Origin of the sequence: Psychrobacillus sp. AK 1817, assembly GCF_008807035.1 — a bacterium.
Taxonomy (GTDB): domain Bacteria; phylum Bacillota; class Bacilli; order Bacillales_A; family Planococcaceae; genus Psychrobacillus; species Psychrobacillus faecigallinarum.
In genome coordinates, this window is record NZ_CP031739.1 from 3,850,905 (window position 1) to 3,865,884 (window position 14,980).

At 36.2% G+C, this 14,980-nt stretch carries 17 protein-coding genes; 15 read left to right on the top strand and 2 right to left on the bottom strand.

The features are described from left to right. The first annotated feature begins 13 nt into the window (after positions 1-13). The 7 genes from D0S48_RS19335 to D0S48_RS19365 all read left to right on the top strand — a co-directional run bounded on the left by D0S48_RS19335 (position 14) and on the right by D0S48_RS19365 (position 5,485). Positions 14-997, top strand: a complete 984-nt coding sequence (locus D0S48_RS19335; RefSeq protein WP_151113445.1) for a nuclease-related domain-containing protein — start codon at positions 14-16, stop codon at positions 995-997. After that, positions 990-1,928 carry a diacylglycerol/lipid kinase family protein gene (locus tag D0S48_RS19340; RefSeq protein ID WP_151113447.1) on the top strand — a complete coding sequence of 313 codons (939 nt, stop codon included), beginning with the start codon at positions 990-992 and terminating at the stop codon, positions 1,926-1,928. The genes D0S48_RS19335 and D0S48_RS19340 overlap by 8 nt, the downstream gene beginning before the upstream one ends. 4 nt (positions 1,929-1,932) lie before the next feature. Continuing rightward, positions 1,933-2,583 carry a tRNA (guanosine(46)-N7)-methyltransferase TrmB gene (trmB, locus tag D0S48_RS19345; RefSeq protein WP_144535231.1) on the top strand — a complete coding sequence of 217 codons (651 nt, stop codon included), beginning with the start codon at positions 1,933-1,935 and terminating at the stop codon, positions 2,581-2,583. Positions 2,584-2,614: 31 nt separating this feature from the next. After that, positions 2,615-3,463, top strand: coding sequence for a YtnP family quorum-quenching lactonase (locus D0S48_RS19350; RefSeq protein WP_151113449.1), 849 nt, complete (start codon positions 2,615-2,617; stop codon positions 3,461-3,463). 96 nt (positions 3,464-3,559) lie between these two features. After that, the gene (locus D0S48_RS19355; RefSeq protein ID WP_151113451.1) at positions 3,560-4,519 is read left to right on the top strand and encodes an alpha/beta fold hydrolase; all 960 of its coding nucleotides are present in this window, start codon (positions 3,560-3,562) and stop codon (positions 4,517-4,519) included. Continuing rightward, positions 4,503-5,156: an HAD family hydrolase gene (locus D0S48_RS19360; protein ID WP_151113453.1), complete on the top strand. Its 654-nt coding sequence runs from the start codon at positions 4,503-4,505 to the stop codon at positions 5,154-5,156. The genes D0S48_RS19355 and D0S48_RS19360 overlap by 17 nt, the downstream gene beginning before the upstream one ends. After that, on the top strand, positions 5,141-5,485 hold the full coding sequence (locus D0S48_RS19365; RefSeq protein WP_151113455.1) for a hypothetical protein: 345 nt from the start codon (positions 5,141-5,143) through the stop codon (positions 5,483-5,485). The genes D0S48_RS19360 and D0S48_RS19365 overlap by 16 nt, the downstream gene beginning before the upstream one ends. A gap of 35 nt (positions 5,486-5,520) precedes the next feature. Here the strand turns inward: D0S48_RS19365 and D0S48_RS20775 are convergent, their stop codons facing one another. Next, positions 5,521-5,691: a hypothetical protein gene (locus tag D0S48_RS20775; RefSeq protein WP_186318030.1), complete on the bottom strand. Its 171-nt coding sequence runs from the start codon at positions 5,689-5,691 to the stop codon at positions 5,521-5,523. A gap of 76 nt (positions 5,692-5,767) precedes the next feature. Next, positions 5,768-6,082, bottom strand: a complete 315-nt coding sequence (locus tag D0S48_RS19370) for a hypothetical protein (protein ID WP_144535237.1) — start codon at positions 6,080-6,082, stop codon at positions 5,768-5,770. Positions 6,083-6,255: 173 nt separating this feature from the next. Between D0S48_RS19370 and D0S48_RS19375 the strand changes: the two genes are divergently transcribed. The 8 genes from D0S48_RS19375 to murC all read left to right on the top strand — a co-directional run bounded on the left by D0S48_RS19375 (position 6,256) and on the right by murC (position 14,850). Then, on the top strand, positions 6,256-7,329 hold the full coding sequence (locus tag D0S48_RS19375; protein WP_151113457.1) for a M42 family metallopeptidase: 1,074 nt from the start codon (positions 6,256-6,258) through the stop codon (positions 7,327-7,329). 187 nt (positions 7,330-7,516) lie between these two features. Then, positions 7,517-8,059 carry a DUF84 family protein gene (locus tag D0S48_RS19380; protein ID WP_151113459.1) on the top strand — a complete coding sequence of 181 codons (543 nt, stop codon included), beginning with the start codon at positions 7,517-7,519 and terminating at the stop codon, positions 8,057-8,059. A gap of 99 nt (positions 8,060-8,158) precedes the next feature. Then, on the top strand, positions 8,159-8,671 hold the full coding sequence (locus D0S48_RS19385; RefSeq protein ID WP_144535243.1) for a hypothetical protein: 513 nt from the start codon (positions 8,159-8,161) through the stop codon (positions 8,669-8,671). Between the two features lie 11 nt (positions 8,672-8,682). After that, complete coding sequence (locus D0S48_RS19390) at positions 8,683-8,994, top strand: thioredoxin family protein (protein ID WP_144535245.1); 312 nt, start codon at positions 8,683-8,685, stop codon at positions 8,992-8,994. A gap of 131 nt (positions 8,995-9,125) precedes the next feature. Continuing rightward, positions 9,126-9,941, top strand: coding sequence for a DUF1444 family protein (locus D0S48_RS19395; RefSeq protein WP_144535247.1), 816 nt, complete (start codon positions 9,126-9,128; stop codon positions 9,939-9,941). Next, a complete protein-coding gene (ytpR, locus tag D0S48_RS19400) occupies positions 9,938-10,543 on the top strand; it encodes a YtpR family tRNA-binding protein (RefSeq protein ID WP_151113461.1) in 606 nt (201 codons plus the stop codon). The genes D0S48_RS19395 and ytpR overlap by 4 nt, the downstream gene beginning before the upstream one ends. A gap of 127 nt (positions 10,544-10,670) precedes the next feature. Further along, a complete protein-coding gene (locus tag D0S48_RS19405) occupies positions 10,671-13,436 on the top strand; it encodes a DNA translocase FtsK (RefSeq protein ID WP_151113463.1) in 2,766 nt (921 codons plus the stop codon). Positions 13,437-13,548: 112 nt separating this feature from the next. Beyond that, positions 13,549-14,850: a UDP-N-acetylmuramate--L-alanine ligase gene (gene murC / locus D0S48_RS19410; protein ID WP_151113465.1), complete on the top strand. Its 1,302-nt coding sequence runs from the start codon at positions 13,549-13,551 to the stop codon at positions 14,848-14,850. The last annotated feature ends 130 nt before the right edge of the window (positions 14,851-14,980 follow it).

Consider the following 14,980-nt stretch of genomic DNA (forward strand, 5'->3'; position numbering starts at 1 on the left):
GGGAGGCAACGGAATGGCTCAGTTAGTCAAACTGCAAGATTATATATCCAGATATCAGATTGATTTAAAGCGCTATCCTACACAATTTGTTCGTTTGAAAAAACAACAATGGGAGCGTATTAACGCTTCTTGGGAAAACGGAGCTTTAGATACATCGTGGATTGAAAATGAGCAGGAGGAAGATATAGAGGTAGAGGAAAAGAAATCCTTTATCTCTAAACTATTTTCCCGAAATAAAGAAGAAACCTCTGCAGAATTACTGGAAGAGGAAAAAGAAGAGATTGGACATGATGTACCAGAAGAATCTACAACTCTCTTTTTTGAGCCTAATATTGTTTATAATCCAAATTCTAAAGAAGAGCTACGAAGAATGTATTTGGATCAATTATTCCATTTTCAATTAAAATGGGCTAGCTCTACCTTAATGGAAAAATCATATGTGGACCCCAAGTATATGAGAGATAGTTTGCTGAGGCAATTAACACTACAATTGCCTGATAATTATTTTCTGTTTTATTATCCGATTCTTAAATTGAAAAAAGCTCCTGTAGAACTAGATATCATTATTGTTTTACCTACAGAAATTATATGCTTAGTAGTTTTAGAGGGTAGAGATTCAGACGCTTTTATCGGTAGCGGGGATCGATTCTGGGTGAAAAAAAGTGGGAAAGCAGAGAGTAAAACATTAAGTCCGATGATTAGCTTAAATAGAATGGAATCTATTCTTTTACAAGTGTTTAAAAAGGAAGAGATTGACTTGCCGATAAGAAAGGTAGTCTTGTCTAGGAATGGGTATATCGATTATCCAGGTTCCACCTATCAGACTCAATTAGTGGATACAAGAAGTTTTTCTGCTTGGTTTCAATCCTTAAAATCATCTCCTTCACCTATGAAGCATATGCAGTTTAAGGCAGCGCAAGCATTACTTAATCTTGTTCAAACCACCTCCTACTCTCGAGCAGGCTGGGAGTTAGAGAGTGAGATAGAAAATGAATAATGTAATGATAATTGTAAATGAGGTAGCAGGTCAGGGAAGAGCTAAAAAGCTATGGGAGTCATGGAAGGACCGGCTCCCGTTCTCCTTTACACTCTTTAAAACTGAATACAGTGGGCATGCAACTGCTATATCGAAGGAATATGCTGACGCTAGCCAAGAACCTCTTCTTATTATTGCAATAGGTGGAGATGGTACCATACACGAAATACTCTCAGGTTTGATAGGATACAATCATGTTCGAGTTGGAGTTGTTTCTGCAGGAAGTGGAAACGATTTTGGTCGAACTTTTTTTGTGTTTAAAACAATAGAACAATTAAATGAATATGTTTTGGAATTTCAATCATCAGAATATATGGACATGGGAACATTAAAAACCAATTCAGAGAAATTTCATTTTGTAAATAATGCGGGCTTTGGTTTTGACGCTCATGTTGTGTATGCAGCCAATAATTCTAGCTGGAAAAAGTGGTTAAATAGATTAGGCTTAGGTAAACTAGTATACATACTTTATCTAGTGAAGGAGTTATTTTGTTTTCAAAAATTTTCTTTTTCTTTACTAAATAAAGAAGATGAGATAAAGTTTGAGGATGTTTGGTTTATCACTGTATGTAATCAGCCTTATTTTGGAGGAGGTATGAAAATTTCTCCGTCCTCCTTACCGAACGATTCATTAATCGAACTAACCATAGTACACCATTTAAAAAGAACAAAGCTATTATTTATATTTGGTACTGTGTTTTTTGGAAAACATACTGCTTATAAAGAAATTAAACAAATTCAAGCAAAAGAGTTCACCATTCAAATGAACGATGAAGTATATGGGCATGTAGATGGAGAATTTTCCTGTATGACTACTCCTGGTAGTACTTATACGTTTAAGGTGGAGTCCGATGCTTGGAATTTAGCAAAACCACCAAGTAAAAGGAGTTAAAGTAATGAGATTAAGAAACAAACCATGGGCAGAGGATTTTATAAACGCTCATCCAGAAATAGTAATTCCAAATCCAGAAGAACAAAAAGGAAAATGGAATTCAGTGTTCAATAACGAGAATCCACTTCACATTGAAGTAGGTACAGGTAAAGGCCAATTTATCACAGGAATGGCAAAACAAAATCCTGATATCAATTATATAGGAATTGAGCTTTATGATAGTGTCATTGTATCTGCTTTAGAAAACGCATTAGAAGCACAGCCTTTACCAAATTTACGTTTGCTTAAGGTGAATGGTGCTGACTTAGCAAAATATTTTCAAAAAAATGATGTACACCGTGTGTATTTAAACTTCTCAGATCCATGGCCAAAAATTAGACATGCAAAGAGACGCTTAACTCACGAAGGGTTTTTAAAGCTGTATGAATCTATTTTAGTAGACAATGCAGAAGTTCATTTTAAAACAGATAATAGAGGGTTATTTGAATATTCTTTAACAAGTATGTCGGCTTATGGGATGCTGTTGACTTATGTATCGCTTGATTTACATGCGAATATGCCAGAAGATAATATTATGACGGAATATGAGGAGAAATTCTCAGCAAAAGGTCAGCCGATTTATAGACTAGAGGCTAGGTTTTTGAGCAACAAGTAAAAGGTCAATACTATTCAAAGGGGATGAAAGTATGGATACGTATAAGTTTCAAGAGATGACATTAACATGGTTAAAGGGTGGTACGACACATATGGACGGGGGAGCCATGTTTGGAGTAGTGCCAAAGCCTTTATGGGAAAAAAAATATCCTGTTAACGAAAAAAATCAAATAGAGCTTCCTTCCGATCCAATTCTTATCCAATATCAAGGTAAAAACATTTTGCTAGAGGCGGGCATAGGATTTGGTAAGTTTTCAGAAAAGCAAATAAGAAACTATGGGATTACAGACGAATCGATGGTAGATGATAATCTTGTCGAGCTAGGTCTACTAGCTGAGGATATCGATATCATTTTAATGACACATTTACATTTTGATCACGCTTGTGGATTAACTAAGTGGGTAAATGGAGAGTTAATTTCTAGTTTCCCGAATGCTACTATCTATGTTTCAGATGTAGAGTGGAATGAAATGAAGAATCCTAATATTCGATCTAGCAATACTTATTGGAAGGAAAACTGGGAACCAATTCAATCTCAGGTCACAACATTCAAGGATTCTATTACTATATTAGAAGATATTCAGATGGTTCACACAGGTGGGCATAGCGATGGGCACAGCATTGTACTATTAAGACAATCTGGCGAAATGATCATTCATATGGCCGATCTAATGCCAACGAATGCTCACCAAAATCCTTTATGGGTTTTAGCTTATGATGATTATCCAATGACTTCTGTGTTTGCTAAGCAAAAATGGGTGAATGAGGCATTACAAAACAATTATTGGTTTAGTTTTTATCATGATGCTTACCATCGAATGATTAAATGGTCTACAGATGGCAAGGAAATTATAGAGAAGCTAGAGAGAACGAGAAAATGATGTAAACAGTTATAAGTGTCTAAGGACATTTATAGCTGTTTTTTTGTTGTGTATTCACATAATTATAGAAGGTTATTGGTAAATTATAGAGAATTAATGAAGGATAAACTACTAAAGTTTGAGGTGAGTATAATCAGGACTTTTTTAAATATAGACGAACAGAACATGGAGATTTTATTTAAAGGAAGTGAAGGTACTCCAGTAATTATTGTTTCGGGTATGGGCTCCTCATTTGATGAGTGGTATGAAATAACCGAAACATTAAGTAAAACGAATCGTGTGATAATGTTTCATAGACCTGGACTTGGTGAAAGTGAATTGCTAAAGGAATTACGAAATACAGAAACTGTCAGAAATGAAATATCAGAGATTATTCGTCACCTTGAAATAGATGAACCATTTATTTTGGTTGGGCATTCTTATGGAGGATTATGTGTCCAGCATTTTATGAAGAAGCACGAAGAGAAGGTGCTGGGAGTAGTATTAGTAGATTCCACATCTGTGAACTTTAAAGCTCTCGATCAATTGGATTTACCGATGATCAATGAAGATTCCACGGATGAAGCTTGGTTAGAAAAATGCCTTTTTTATTCCTCTATGAATGAAGAAAGACTGCGGGTTCACCTAAAACCAACGCTGACAAAACAGCAACTACAATTTCCTATTAACATTCAAAAAAGACTACTAGAATTTCAAGTAAAGCCAAATTTATATAAGGCAATGTATATGGAGATAAGTCACTGGGAAAGAGATGCTGAGAAAATAAAAAATTTAAATACTTCTCTCAATCTCCCTTTGATAGTCATTGGCAGAGATAAAGCTCATTGTATAACATTAGCAGTGGAAGAAGGATTGCCTGAAAAAGAAGCTGCACTTCTAGAAAATAAATGGGAGGAGCTTATTGAGGGTCAAGCTTATATAACAAAAAATAGTAGGTTAATCTTTGCAAAAGGCTCAAGTCACTCGATTCATTTAGATCGGCCAGATATCATTCTAGAAGCTATAAGAATACTAAAAGGAATGGAGCTAGAAGAAAAGAATGAACATATTAAATAAGGATGTGAACGTGATCTTCTTTGACGCGGGCGGGGTTCTTTTTGACACCTTAGTAAAAGGGGAGCAACGAGTCACTAATTTGATGATGCAACGAGGATTCACACAATCCGAAATTGTAGCCGCTATACATAAAGCCAGTCAGCTTGACCTGCCATTTATAACTAATTGGAAGGAAGAGGAACAATATTACAAGAATTATTACGGAGCAATTGCTGAGCACCTTGGTGAAAAGAAATTAGAAGATGAATTGATGTTCTTTGCTCTTTACGCTGTTAACTGTGAATTGTTTCCGGAGGTTAAGGAAGTTCTAGAAACGTTAAGTAAAACTTATCGACTAGCAGTTATTTCTAATGCAATGCCAAGTATGGATTGGATTTTTGATCGTTTAGGAATACGACATTATTTTGAAGCCATTATATTATCGTCCACCGTCCTTCTAGAAAAGCCAAATGAAGCTGTTTATTATCTTGCCCTGAAGGAGTTATCTGCTAGTAAAGAAGAAAGTGTTTTTATTGACGATAAAATGGAAAATATTGATGGCTCGGAGCGAGCTGGGATAAAAGGTCTTTACTTGAATAGGAGCAAGAGTGATTTAATGGAGCTATTAAAGGACCACAAATTATGGCCTGCAGTGTGAAGCAGTTAACTAAGAAAAATAAAATTTTTTCTTCAATAAGCGGAGTTCCCGTCGCACTTTTCGAAACTGCAACGCTTAGCAACTTTTCATCAGCACTTCATACCGTTTCCGCAACACTTCACTTATTTCCCGCAACGGTAAGCCAATTTCCCGCAACACTTAGAGACGTTTGCGCAACACTTTTTGTACTTGCAACACTTGCTACCGATTACGCAACACTTCACTTATTTCCCGCAACGGTAAGCCAATTTCCCGCAACACTTGGAGACGTTTGCGCAACACTTTTTGTACTTGCAACATTTCAGACGGTATCTGCAACACTCCACTAAAAAGAAAAAAGGTGAGCTTTTAACTCACCTTTGCTTTATTTTTTGTTATTCGATTCTTTAGTAATATGTTTCGTAACCTTATTTTTGGAGACTTCAGCAAAGTCAATTCCCATTTCTGTATCTGGGTTTACGGTAGGATTTTTGTATAATTCTTGGCTGTTGTGCGTTCGCTCGTTCATGGTTTTTTTACTGTTCTTGCTACTCATGGAATATCACCTCCTAAAGATAATTTACACTTAAGAGGTGGATTTATGCTCCATGACTGAAAGCAACATCATTGTATTATACTCTTGTAAGGTCTACGACAGTTCCAGACTTCGAATCAGCTGCAAACTCAAATTGTTCAAGCTCTCCATTTTTAACTCTTGATATTCCGCCTTTATATACTTCCAAACGGATTGCTTCTTTTTGGAAAGGTTCTGGACTCATATAAATCCATGAGCCATCGATTGGTCCCTCTTCTTTAAAAGAGTTCTTTATATTATTAAGCACTAGATCTGCTGGTTTGTTTGGATTTATTTTATTTGCAGCCTGACTTGCAACAATACCTAAAACGACTCCTGTACCTAATCCCATCATATAGTCTCTTAATTTCATTCCAATTCCTCCCTCTTGTTTATTTTAGTTTATCATATAACTCGATTTCGTAAAATTTTTCGATTGTCGAAATTTATTAGTAGTAAACAATTCAAACTTTTATTACAATAGATAGGAAATGTATTTAAAAAGGCAAAATTAACTTTTCTATGCTTTAGGAGGCATCTACTGAGATGAATGAAGAAACACGCGGGTTGTTTAAAACATTAACCGAGTTACCTGGGGCTCCAGGAAATGAGCATGCTGTTCGAGCATTTATGCGAACCGAGTTAACAAAATATGCAGACGAAATAGTACAAGACAATTTAGGTGGAATTTTCGGATTGAAAAAGGGCGATGAAAATGGTCCTAAAATATTAGTTGCTGGGCATATGGACGAGGTCGGATTTATGGTTTCTGGCATCACGGATAATGGAATGCTACGTTTTCAGCCACTAGGTGGATGGTGGAACCAAGTTCTACTCGCTCAACGTGTAGAAATTGTTACAGGTTACAAAACAATTCCAGGTGTAATCGGATCTATTCCTCCTCATTTGTTGAGTGATGAGGTTCGTAATAAACCAATGGATATTAAAAATATGTTAATCGATGTTGGTGCTGATGATAAAGAGGATGTACTTAGAATGGGTATTAAACCTGGCGATCAAATTGTCCCTGTTTGTCCGTTTACTCCAATGGCAAATGATAAAAAAATTATGGCTAAGGCTTGGGACAACCGTTATGGTTGTGGGCTTGCGATTGAATTATTAAAAGAAGTTCAAAATGAACAGTTACCAAATATGTTGTACTCTGGAGCAAATGTTATGGAAGAGGTAGGTCTTCGCGGGGCACAAGCCTCCACTAATATGATCAAGCCTGATTTGTTCTTCGCTTTAGATGCTAGCCCCGCAAATGATGCTTCTGGCAATAAAAATGAGTTTGGTCAATTGGGGAAAGGTACTCTACTACGTATATTTGACCGCTCCATGATCACTCATCGAGGGATGAGAGAATTTGTATTAGATACTGCTGAGACTAATAATATTCCATATCAATATTTTATCTCACAAGGTGGAACAGATGCAGGAAGAGTTCATACTTCGTTAGAAGGTGTACCTAGTGCAGTAGTTGGTATATGTTCACGTTATATTCATACCTCTTCGTCTATCATTCATACAGATGATTACGCAGCAGCGAAGGAATTAATTGTGAAGCTTGTAAAGGCATGCGATCGTTCAACACTTGAGACTATTAAAGCAAACGTCTAAAAAGGATGCCCATAGTGGCATCTTTTTTTAAAATTAAAGATATAAATTATACATATTCAAAACATAAATACATTTACTTGGAATAAAAGATTGCAACAGACAGTCCAAAAATCATATCTTTTTCAGCCGATGAAATTGAACTGTCTTATTGTTTTCATTGGCTTGTTTCAAAGAAGGAGATTAAACGATGCATAAAATACTAATTGGAACTCATAATAGGGCTAAAACAAAGGCAGTTGAAGTGGTAGCAGGCAAATTTTATCCTGATGCTATTTTTGTAAATCAGGAGGTTTCCTCACAAGTGTCGAATCAGCCGATGAGCAACGAGGAAACTAGGCAGGGAGCTATTAACCGAGCAAAACTATTAATGCAAGACTTTGATGGTACCTTTGGCATCGGCTTAGAAGGCGGTGTACAGGAGATTGCTGATACTATGTATGTTTGTAACTGGGGTGCTCTTGCAACCAAAACAGGAGAAGTGTTTACTGCTACAGGAGCAGGTGTAGCCTTACCAAAGGAAATAGCAGATAGTTTAAAAGAGGGTGCGGAACTTGGACCCATAATGGACGTCTATACTAACAAGAAAGGTATACGTCATCACGAAGGAGCAATAGGAGTATTTACAAACGGTTTTGTAAAACGAAGTGATATGTTCGAGCATATTATGTTATTGCTAATTGGTCAGTATGAACTTTCTTTAAAGACTCAAAATGCGAAATTAGATTTATAGGAATGAAAAACCAACTAGCTTAATAAGATATACTAGTTGCAAGTAAATAAAATCATAGTTAAAATATATAGCAGTTATGCATTGAATGGAGGAAAGAATTTGACGAGAATTTGGATGCGGGTTATTCTCGCGTCGCTAGCTGTCATTTTAATAGCAGGGTGCGCATCTATAGATGAACAAGCTGTAGACGGCCTTGAACAAGCTGAAAAAGCCTTTCAAGGGGATGCTGAAGATCCTAACGAAGAAATTAACAGTATAAAACTTTTCTTACCAAGTGGATATTCTATTGAAGATGATTCCGATGAAACTAATATTCTTCTCAACAAAGGGAAAAATTCTTTTATTTTATTTATCAATCCCAATGAATCATCTTCGAGTAAATTATACTATGATTTAATGATGGCAAATAAAAATGTGAAAATCATTAAGGAAGCAACCTTTGAAAAAGATGATCGGTTTGGTTTTGTTGCCATTTTAGAAAATAGCGAAGATAGATATGAGTTAATAACCAGTATTGGCGGTATCAAATTAACAACTATTACTAAAGAGAAAGATGTTGCTAATAATCTTGAACAGATGATGATGATAGTCAGATCTATTCAAACGAAATAGGGGGAATTCACGTGGAAAACTTACAATCCATTGATCAGTTCGAACAATTAAAGAATACTGGGAAGGTTGTATTTAAATTTACAGCCGATTGGTGTCCAGATTGTCATTTTATCGACCCGTTTATGGGAGAGGTGGAAGAGCAGTTTTCTGAATTCCAATTTATCTCCGTAGATAGAGATAAGTTTATAGATTTATGTGTTGAGTTAAACATTTTAGGTATTCCGAGTTTTGTCGCTTTTGAAAATGGAAACGAGATAGGTCGTTTCGTAAGTAAAGATCGTAAAACAAGAGAAGAAATTGAATTATTTCTTCAATCTATCTAAGAGACTAAACGGTTCACAAATTGTGAGCCGTTTTTATTTGGGATTCCATACATAATATTTGTTTTTAACTGCTATATAGCGATAGAATTCACATAGGCAAGTCTTTTGTGAATAAGAAAGGAAGGGATACTTTGAAAGCACTTGAATTGATAAGATTATTTAAAACTAAAATGACAGAAGAAATATATATGTATGATTACAATCGTGAAACAAATAAGCTTCGTTTAACCCATAAGCAACTAGGAAAAGGTATGGATATTTCGATTCCTCCTATATTAGCGAAATATGAAACAAAAAAAGAGGAAGCAATTAACGAGGTAGTATACACAATACAAGAGACATTTTCAGCTATGGAGAAGGAAATGGCAGGAGAAATTGATCCAACGTTAGCGGTTTATCCTGTAATTCGTTCTACTTCCTTTCCTCTTAAATCTAACGAGGGAAACCGATTTGTTACGAAAGACCATACTGCTGAAACTAGAGTTTACTATGCTTTAGATTTAGGAAATACTTATCGTTTGCTAGATGAGAAGATGTTAGCGAGCTGGAATGTGCGGGAAACTGAGATAAGGGAGAGAGCTCTATTCCAGGTTAGAAATCTAAAAACAAATTATAAAACGGATGAAGTTGCTGGCAATATCTTTTACTTTTTTAACAATAATGACGGATATGATGCAAGCAGAATCTTAAACGAATCTCTATTAAAAGAAATGAAAAAACAGATTTCTGGAGATATGACTGTTTCTGTACCCCATCAAGATGTTATGATTATTGGTGATATAAGAAATGAGACAGGTTACGATGTTCTTGCTCAAATGACTATGCATTTCTTTACAGTAGGGACAGTGCCAATTACCTCATTATCTTTTATATATGACAAAGGAGATTTAGAGCCAATCTTTATCCTGGCTAAAAATCGAGTAACAAAGGAGAACGAAGACAAATGAATATATTTTACAATGCAGCCGGTATAGGTGACGTGTTATTAGTCCAATTAACACCAGAAAAAACAGAAAAAGTTATAACTGAAACTATAGGCGATGTAACGCTTGTTAAGGATCAGCAATCAGCTGAGATTCTTGCAATCAATATATTTGGATTTAGTAAATATGCACAACTAGAAGCAAACGGACAAGTTACTTTAAATGAGGAGCTTGTGACAAAAATTCAAGCAGTATTAAATTCAAATGAAGTAGATTACCAATTAGAGGTGGACCTGTCTCCTAAATTCGTAGTTGGTTATGTGGAATCTTTAGAGCAGCATCCAAATGCGGACAAGTTAAAGGTGTGCCAAGTAAACGTAGGAACTGAAACCTTACAAATTGTTTGTGGCGCTCCAAACGTGGACGCTGGCCAAAAGGTAGTGGTAGCTAAAGTTGGAGCTGTTATGCCTTCTGGAATGGTTATTAAAGATGCAGAACTTCGAGGAATTGCTTCAAGTGGAATGCTTTGCTCTGCCAGAGAGCTTGCTTTACCAAATGCTCCTGAGGTGAAAGGTATTCTTGTTTTGGAAGATAACAATGAAATAGGAAGTGCCTTTGTTTCATAAAAGTATGAAGAAGTTCTTAAAGCATGCCTAATAGGTGTGCTTTTTTTCTACTATCTTTTAATTTTTAACAGACGTATACCGTAATTATTGGTAAAATAGATGGTATCGAGTAGAAAGAGTGATGTAAATGAACTGGTTTAAAAAATTATTTTCAAATAATGAGGAAGAAAATATAGAAGAATTTGAAGCTGAGGAGTTATCTCCAAAAGAAACGAAAACTCCTTTCCGCTTTCCATTAATATCGGATAATGAAAAAAACGAATTCCTGTATGGAGTAAAGGAAGAAAAAATAATTAACGAGCCGATTGTAAATGAGAAAAAAGTATATGAAGCTCCTCCTATCTATGAAGGCTGGCAACAAAGAAAAATACAGCCAGTAGTCAAAAAAGTGGAAAAAGAAATAGTTGAAGAAGCAGCTATCGTAAAGAAAAAGAGACCCTTCACTCCAACTCAAGTTCCTTCTCCAGTATATGGCTATAATAAGCCGAAGGAAAAATATGGGACAACCCACAAGGAACCAATTATAGAGAGAGAGCCTATTATAAGTAAAGAAAAAATTGTGAGTCCTTTCCCCATGCCAAAGGAGGCAAAGGCAGAGCAATCAGTGGAAATCAAAGAAAATGCCATAGAGGATCCAGTACTTGTAGTAAGTGAAGAAACATCGGAGGTTCTCGATAAAGCTCCAAATATCAATACTTCTTTAGAGGAATCGCCAAACGAGATAGTAGAAGTAAAACAAGAATTGGAACAAATTTCTAAGGTGGAAAAGCCAGAATTAGAGCATGTTGAAGTAAAAGAGGAATCACAAGTAGCAGAGGAATCAGTAGTAAATAATCTTGAAGTTAAAGAAGAGCAACCAATGGTAACTGAGCTCCTTAAAGTAGAAGAACAGCCATTAGTCGAGCAATTTGAAAGAAAAGAAGAACAGATGGTAATAGAACCGCTTGAAGTCAAAGAAGAATCAGTAGTAAATGTTCTTGAAGTAAACGAAGAGCAACCAATGGTAGCTGAGCTCCTTAAAGTAGAAGAACAGTCATTATTCGAGCAACTTGAAAGAAAAGAAGAACATGAAGTCGAAGAAGAAGCAGTAGTTAATGCTCTTGAAGTAAACGAAGAGCAACAAACGGTAACAGAGCTACTTGAAACTAAAGAAATACCGCTAGTCGAACAACTTGAAAGAAAAGAAGAACAGCAAGTAGTAGAACCCCTTGAAGTCAAAGGGGAATCAGTAGTAGAACCGATTAAGACGCCTGAAGCAACTCGAACAGAGAAAATCAGACCCTTTAACGTTTTAATGCTAAAGTCAGATAAGGATAAGTTGAATAAACTAGGAAATAAAATAATACCTAACCAACAGAGCTTTTCATCCATGCCGCCTGTTTCTGTAGCTGAGCCGACACAAGCCCGACATAAAGAAGAAGTAAGGGTGGAAGAAAACTCTGTAACAGAACCAATTGAGGAAATGCAGGAAGAATACACTTCTAGCTATCAAAAACCTTCCTTTAGTTATCTTTTACCTCCAGAGATGAAGGATGAGGATAAAGAGTGGATGGAGGATCAAGCTGCCACTTTAGTGGAAGCCCTTTCGTATTTTCAAGTGAGCGGGGAAATTGTTCAAATGTTTCAAGGACCAGCAGTTACTCAATTTGAAATTACAGTAGGACATGGTACGAAGGTAAGTAAAATTCGCAACCTAGCAGATGATCTTAAGCTTGCTCTAGCAGCGAAGGACATTCGTATACAAGCTCCTATACCAGGAAAAAGCTCAATAGGTATTGAAATTCCTAATAGAAAATCACGTGCTGTACGTATATCGGAGGTTCTTAACACGAATGTATTTATTGAATCTGACTCTCCTTTAGAAGCAGCCCTTGGTTTAGATTTAACTGGTAAACCTGTGACAATCGATTTGAGAAAGATGCCACATGGGCTAATTGCAGGAGCAACAGGCTCGGGGAAATCTGTGTTTATCAATTCTTTGCTTGTTAGTCTGTTATATAAGTCAACTCCAGATGAATTGAAATTATTGTTAATCGATCCTAAGATGGTGGAGCTTGCTCCTTTTAACCATATTCCTCATTTAGTAAGTCCAGTAATCACAGATGTGAAAGCTGCAACAGCAGCTCTCAAGTGGGCAGTTGAAGAAATGGAACGTCGTTATCAATTGTTTGCTCATATCGGAGTGCGTGATATTAGCAGATATAACACATTGGCCACGGAAAAAAGACAGTTTGCTCAAAAACTACCTTACCTTGTTATTGTAATTGATGAGTTAGCTGACTTAATGATGATGGCTCCAACCGAGGTGGAGGATGCTATTTGTCGTATTGCACAAAAAGCAAGAGCTTGTGGAATACATCTTGTTTTAGCAACACAACGTCCTTCTGTTGATGTAATTACAGGCCTCATAAAGGCAAATATTCCTACACGAATTGCTTTTTCTGTATCATCCCAAATAGATTCACGGACTATTTTAGACCAGCAAGGTGCTGAGAGATTGCTTGGTCGCGGAGATATGCTTTATCAAGGCAATGGTATGTCGAGTCCAGTAAGGATTCAGGGTACTTATGTGACAGACGATGAAATAGAAAGTGTTATTGACTATGCAAGAAGCCAAGGAACTCCCAATTATATGTTTGAACAGGATGAGCTAATACAAAAAACAGAGACAGCCTCCGAACAAGACGAATTATTTGAGGAAGCTTGTCGATTTGTAGTTGAACAGGGCAGTGCATCCACATCATTATTGCAACGGAAATTCCACTTAGGATATAATCGGGCAGCTAGGCTGATTGATGCTATGTATGAGAGTGGTTATATTTCTGATCAACGAGGAAGTAAGGCTAGAGAAGTGTTATTGACAAATGATAGCATTGACCAAATTTTTAGTTAAATATATTTATTAATATAACGTACTAAAAAGTGATATAATGGGGAATACGTCTAATAGGCGAACGCATAATCAATGTATATAAGTGGGACTAATCCCAGGAGGTTTACAATGTATGACAAAGTATCATTTTACAGGGATTAAGGGATCGGGTATGAGCCCGTTAGCTCAAATCCTTCATGATGAAGGTCATGAAGTTCAAGGATCCGATATTGAAAAATATTTTTTTACAGAAAAACCATTACATGATCGCCAGATAAATGTTCTATTGTTCGATGAAGATAATGTAAAAGAAGGAATGACAGTGATTGCAGGAAATGCATTTCCTGACACTCATCCTGAAATAGTGAAGGCTAAGGAACTAGGGTTGGAAGTTATTCGTTATCATAAGTTTTTAGGTGATTATATGAACCAGTTTACTTCAATTGCAGTAACTGGAGCTCATGGGAAAACGTCAACTACAGGTCTACTCGCTCACGTTTTAAGCGGTTATAACGCTACTTCTTATCTAATTGGTGATGGCACTGGTAAAGGGGTTAAAAACGCCTCTAATTTCGTTTTTGAAGCATGTGAATATCGCAGACACTTTTTGGCATATAGTCCAGATTATGCGATTATGACTAATATCGATTTTGACCATCCAGATTATTTTACAGATATTGAGGATGTATTTAACGCGTTTCAGGAAATGGCGATGCAAGTTAAAAAGGGCATTATAGCTTGTGGAGATGACTCTCATCTTCAACGCATTAAAGCGTCTGTGCCTGTTGTCTATTATGGTTTCGGGGAGCATAATGATTTTGCTGCTCGTAATATAGAAAAGACAACAGAGGGGACTTCCTTTGACGTATTTGTAAGAAATGAGTTTTATCATCGGTTTACGATACCAATGTACGGTGATCATGTCATTTTGAATTCTTTATCGGTTATATCTTTATGTCATTATGAGGGTGTGCCTGTAGAGGTTATCCAGGATGGTTTAGAATCCTTTGAGGGTGTTAAAAGACGTTTTACGGAAACAGTTATAGGAGAACGTGTAATTATTGATGATTACGCTCATCACCCGACAGAAATTGCTGTAACAATTGAAGGCGCACGTCAAAAGTATCCAGATAGAAAGCTTGTTGTGATATTCCAACCACACACATTTACTAGAACTCAAAAGTTCTTAAATGAGTTTAAAGAAAGCCTTAGCTTGGCTGACGAAGTGTACTTATGCGACATATTTGGATCAGCTAGAGAAAACGCAGGCGCTTTAACTATCGAAACACTAGGTGATCTTATAGAGGGCAGTCATATCCTTCAAGAGGAGTCGGTGGAACAATTACTAACTCATGAAAATGCTGTGTTTATGTTTATGGGTGCAGGAGATGTCCAAAAATATCAAAAGGCATTTGAAAAAAAACTAAATAATTAATAAAAATGCTTAATCTCTTATGTAGATTAAGCATTTTTTAGAGGAGTTTTCAAAAAAAAGTAGTATAGTATATAGAGTAAGAAGTTTAGTTTGGTTCAATTAGGGTAAAAATACTACATAACAAAAATGA

What these genes read in the sequence shown, in the direction of transcription:
- D0S48_RS19335 (WP_151113445.1), top strand. Translation starts at nt 14, where the DNA reads ATGGCTCAGTTAGTCAAACTGCAAGATTATATATCCAGATATCAGATT.
- D0S48_RS19340 (WP_151113447.1), top strand. Translation starts at nt 990, where the DNA reads ATGAATAATGTAATGATAATTGTAAATGAGGTAGCAGGTCAGGGAAGA.
- trmB (WP_144535231.1), top strand. Translation starts at nt 1,933, where the DNA reads ATGAGATTAAGAAACAAACCATGGGCAGAGGATTTTATAAACGCTCAT.
- D0S48_RS19350 (WP_151113449.1), top strand. Translation starts at nt 2,615, where the DNA reads ATGGATACGTATAAGTTTCAAGAGATGACATTAACATGGTTAAAGGGT.
- D0S48_RS19355 (WP_151113451.1), top strand. Translation starts at nt 3,560, where the DNA reads ATGAAGGATAAACTACTAAAGTTTGAGGTGAGTATAATCAGGACTTTT.
- D0S48_RS19360 (WP_151113453.1), top strand. Translation starts at nt 4,503, where the DNA reads ATGAACATATTAAATAAGGATGTGAACGTGATCTTCTTTGACGCGGGC.
- D0S48_RS19365 (WP_151113455.1), top strand. Translation starts at nt 5,141, where the DNA reads ATGGCCTGCAGTGTGAAGCAGTTAACTAAGAAAAATAAAATTTTTTCT.
- D0S48_RS20775 (WP_186318030.1), bottom strand. Translation starts at nt 5,691, where the DNA reads ATGAGTAGCAAGAACAGTAAAAAAACCATGAACGAGCGAACGCACAAC.
- D0S48_RS19370 (WP_144535237.1), bottom strand. Translation starts at nt 6,082, where the DNA reads ATGAAATTAAGAGACTATATGATGGGATTAGGTACAGGAGTCGTTTTA.
- D0S48_RS19375 (WP_151113457.1), top strand. Translation starts at nt 6,256, where the DNA reads ATGAATGAAGAAACACGCGGGTTGTTTAAAACATTAACCGAGTTACCT.
- D0S48_RS19380 (WP_151113459.1), top strand. Translation starts at nt 7,517, where the DNA reads ATGCATAAAATACTAATTGGAACTCATAATAGGGCTAAAACAAAGGCA.
- ytpR (WP_151113461.1), top strand. Translation starts at nt 9,938, where the DNA reads ATGAATATATTTTACAATGCAGCCGGTATAGGTGACGTGTTATTAGTC.
- D0S48_RS19405 (WP_151113463.1), top strand. Translation starts at nt 10,671, where the DNA reads ATGAACTGGTTTAAAAAATTATTTTCAAATAATGAGGAAGAAAATATA.
- murC (WP_151113465.1), top strand. Translation starts at nt 13,549, where the DNA reads ATGACAAAGTATCATTTTACAGGGATTAAGGGATCGGGTATGAGCCCG.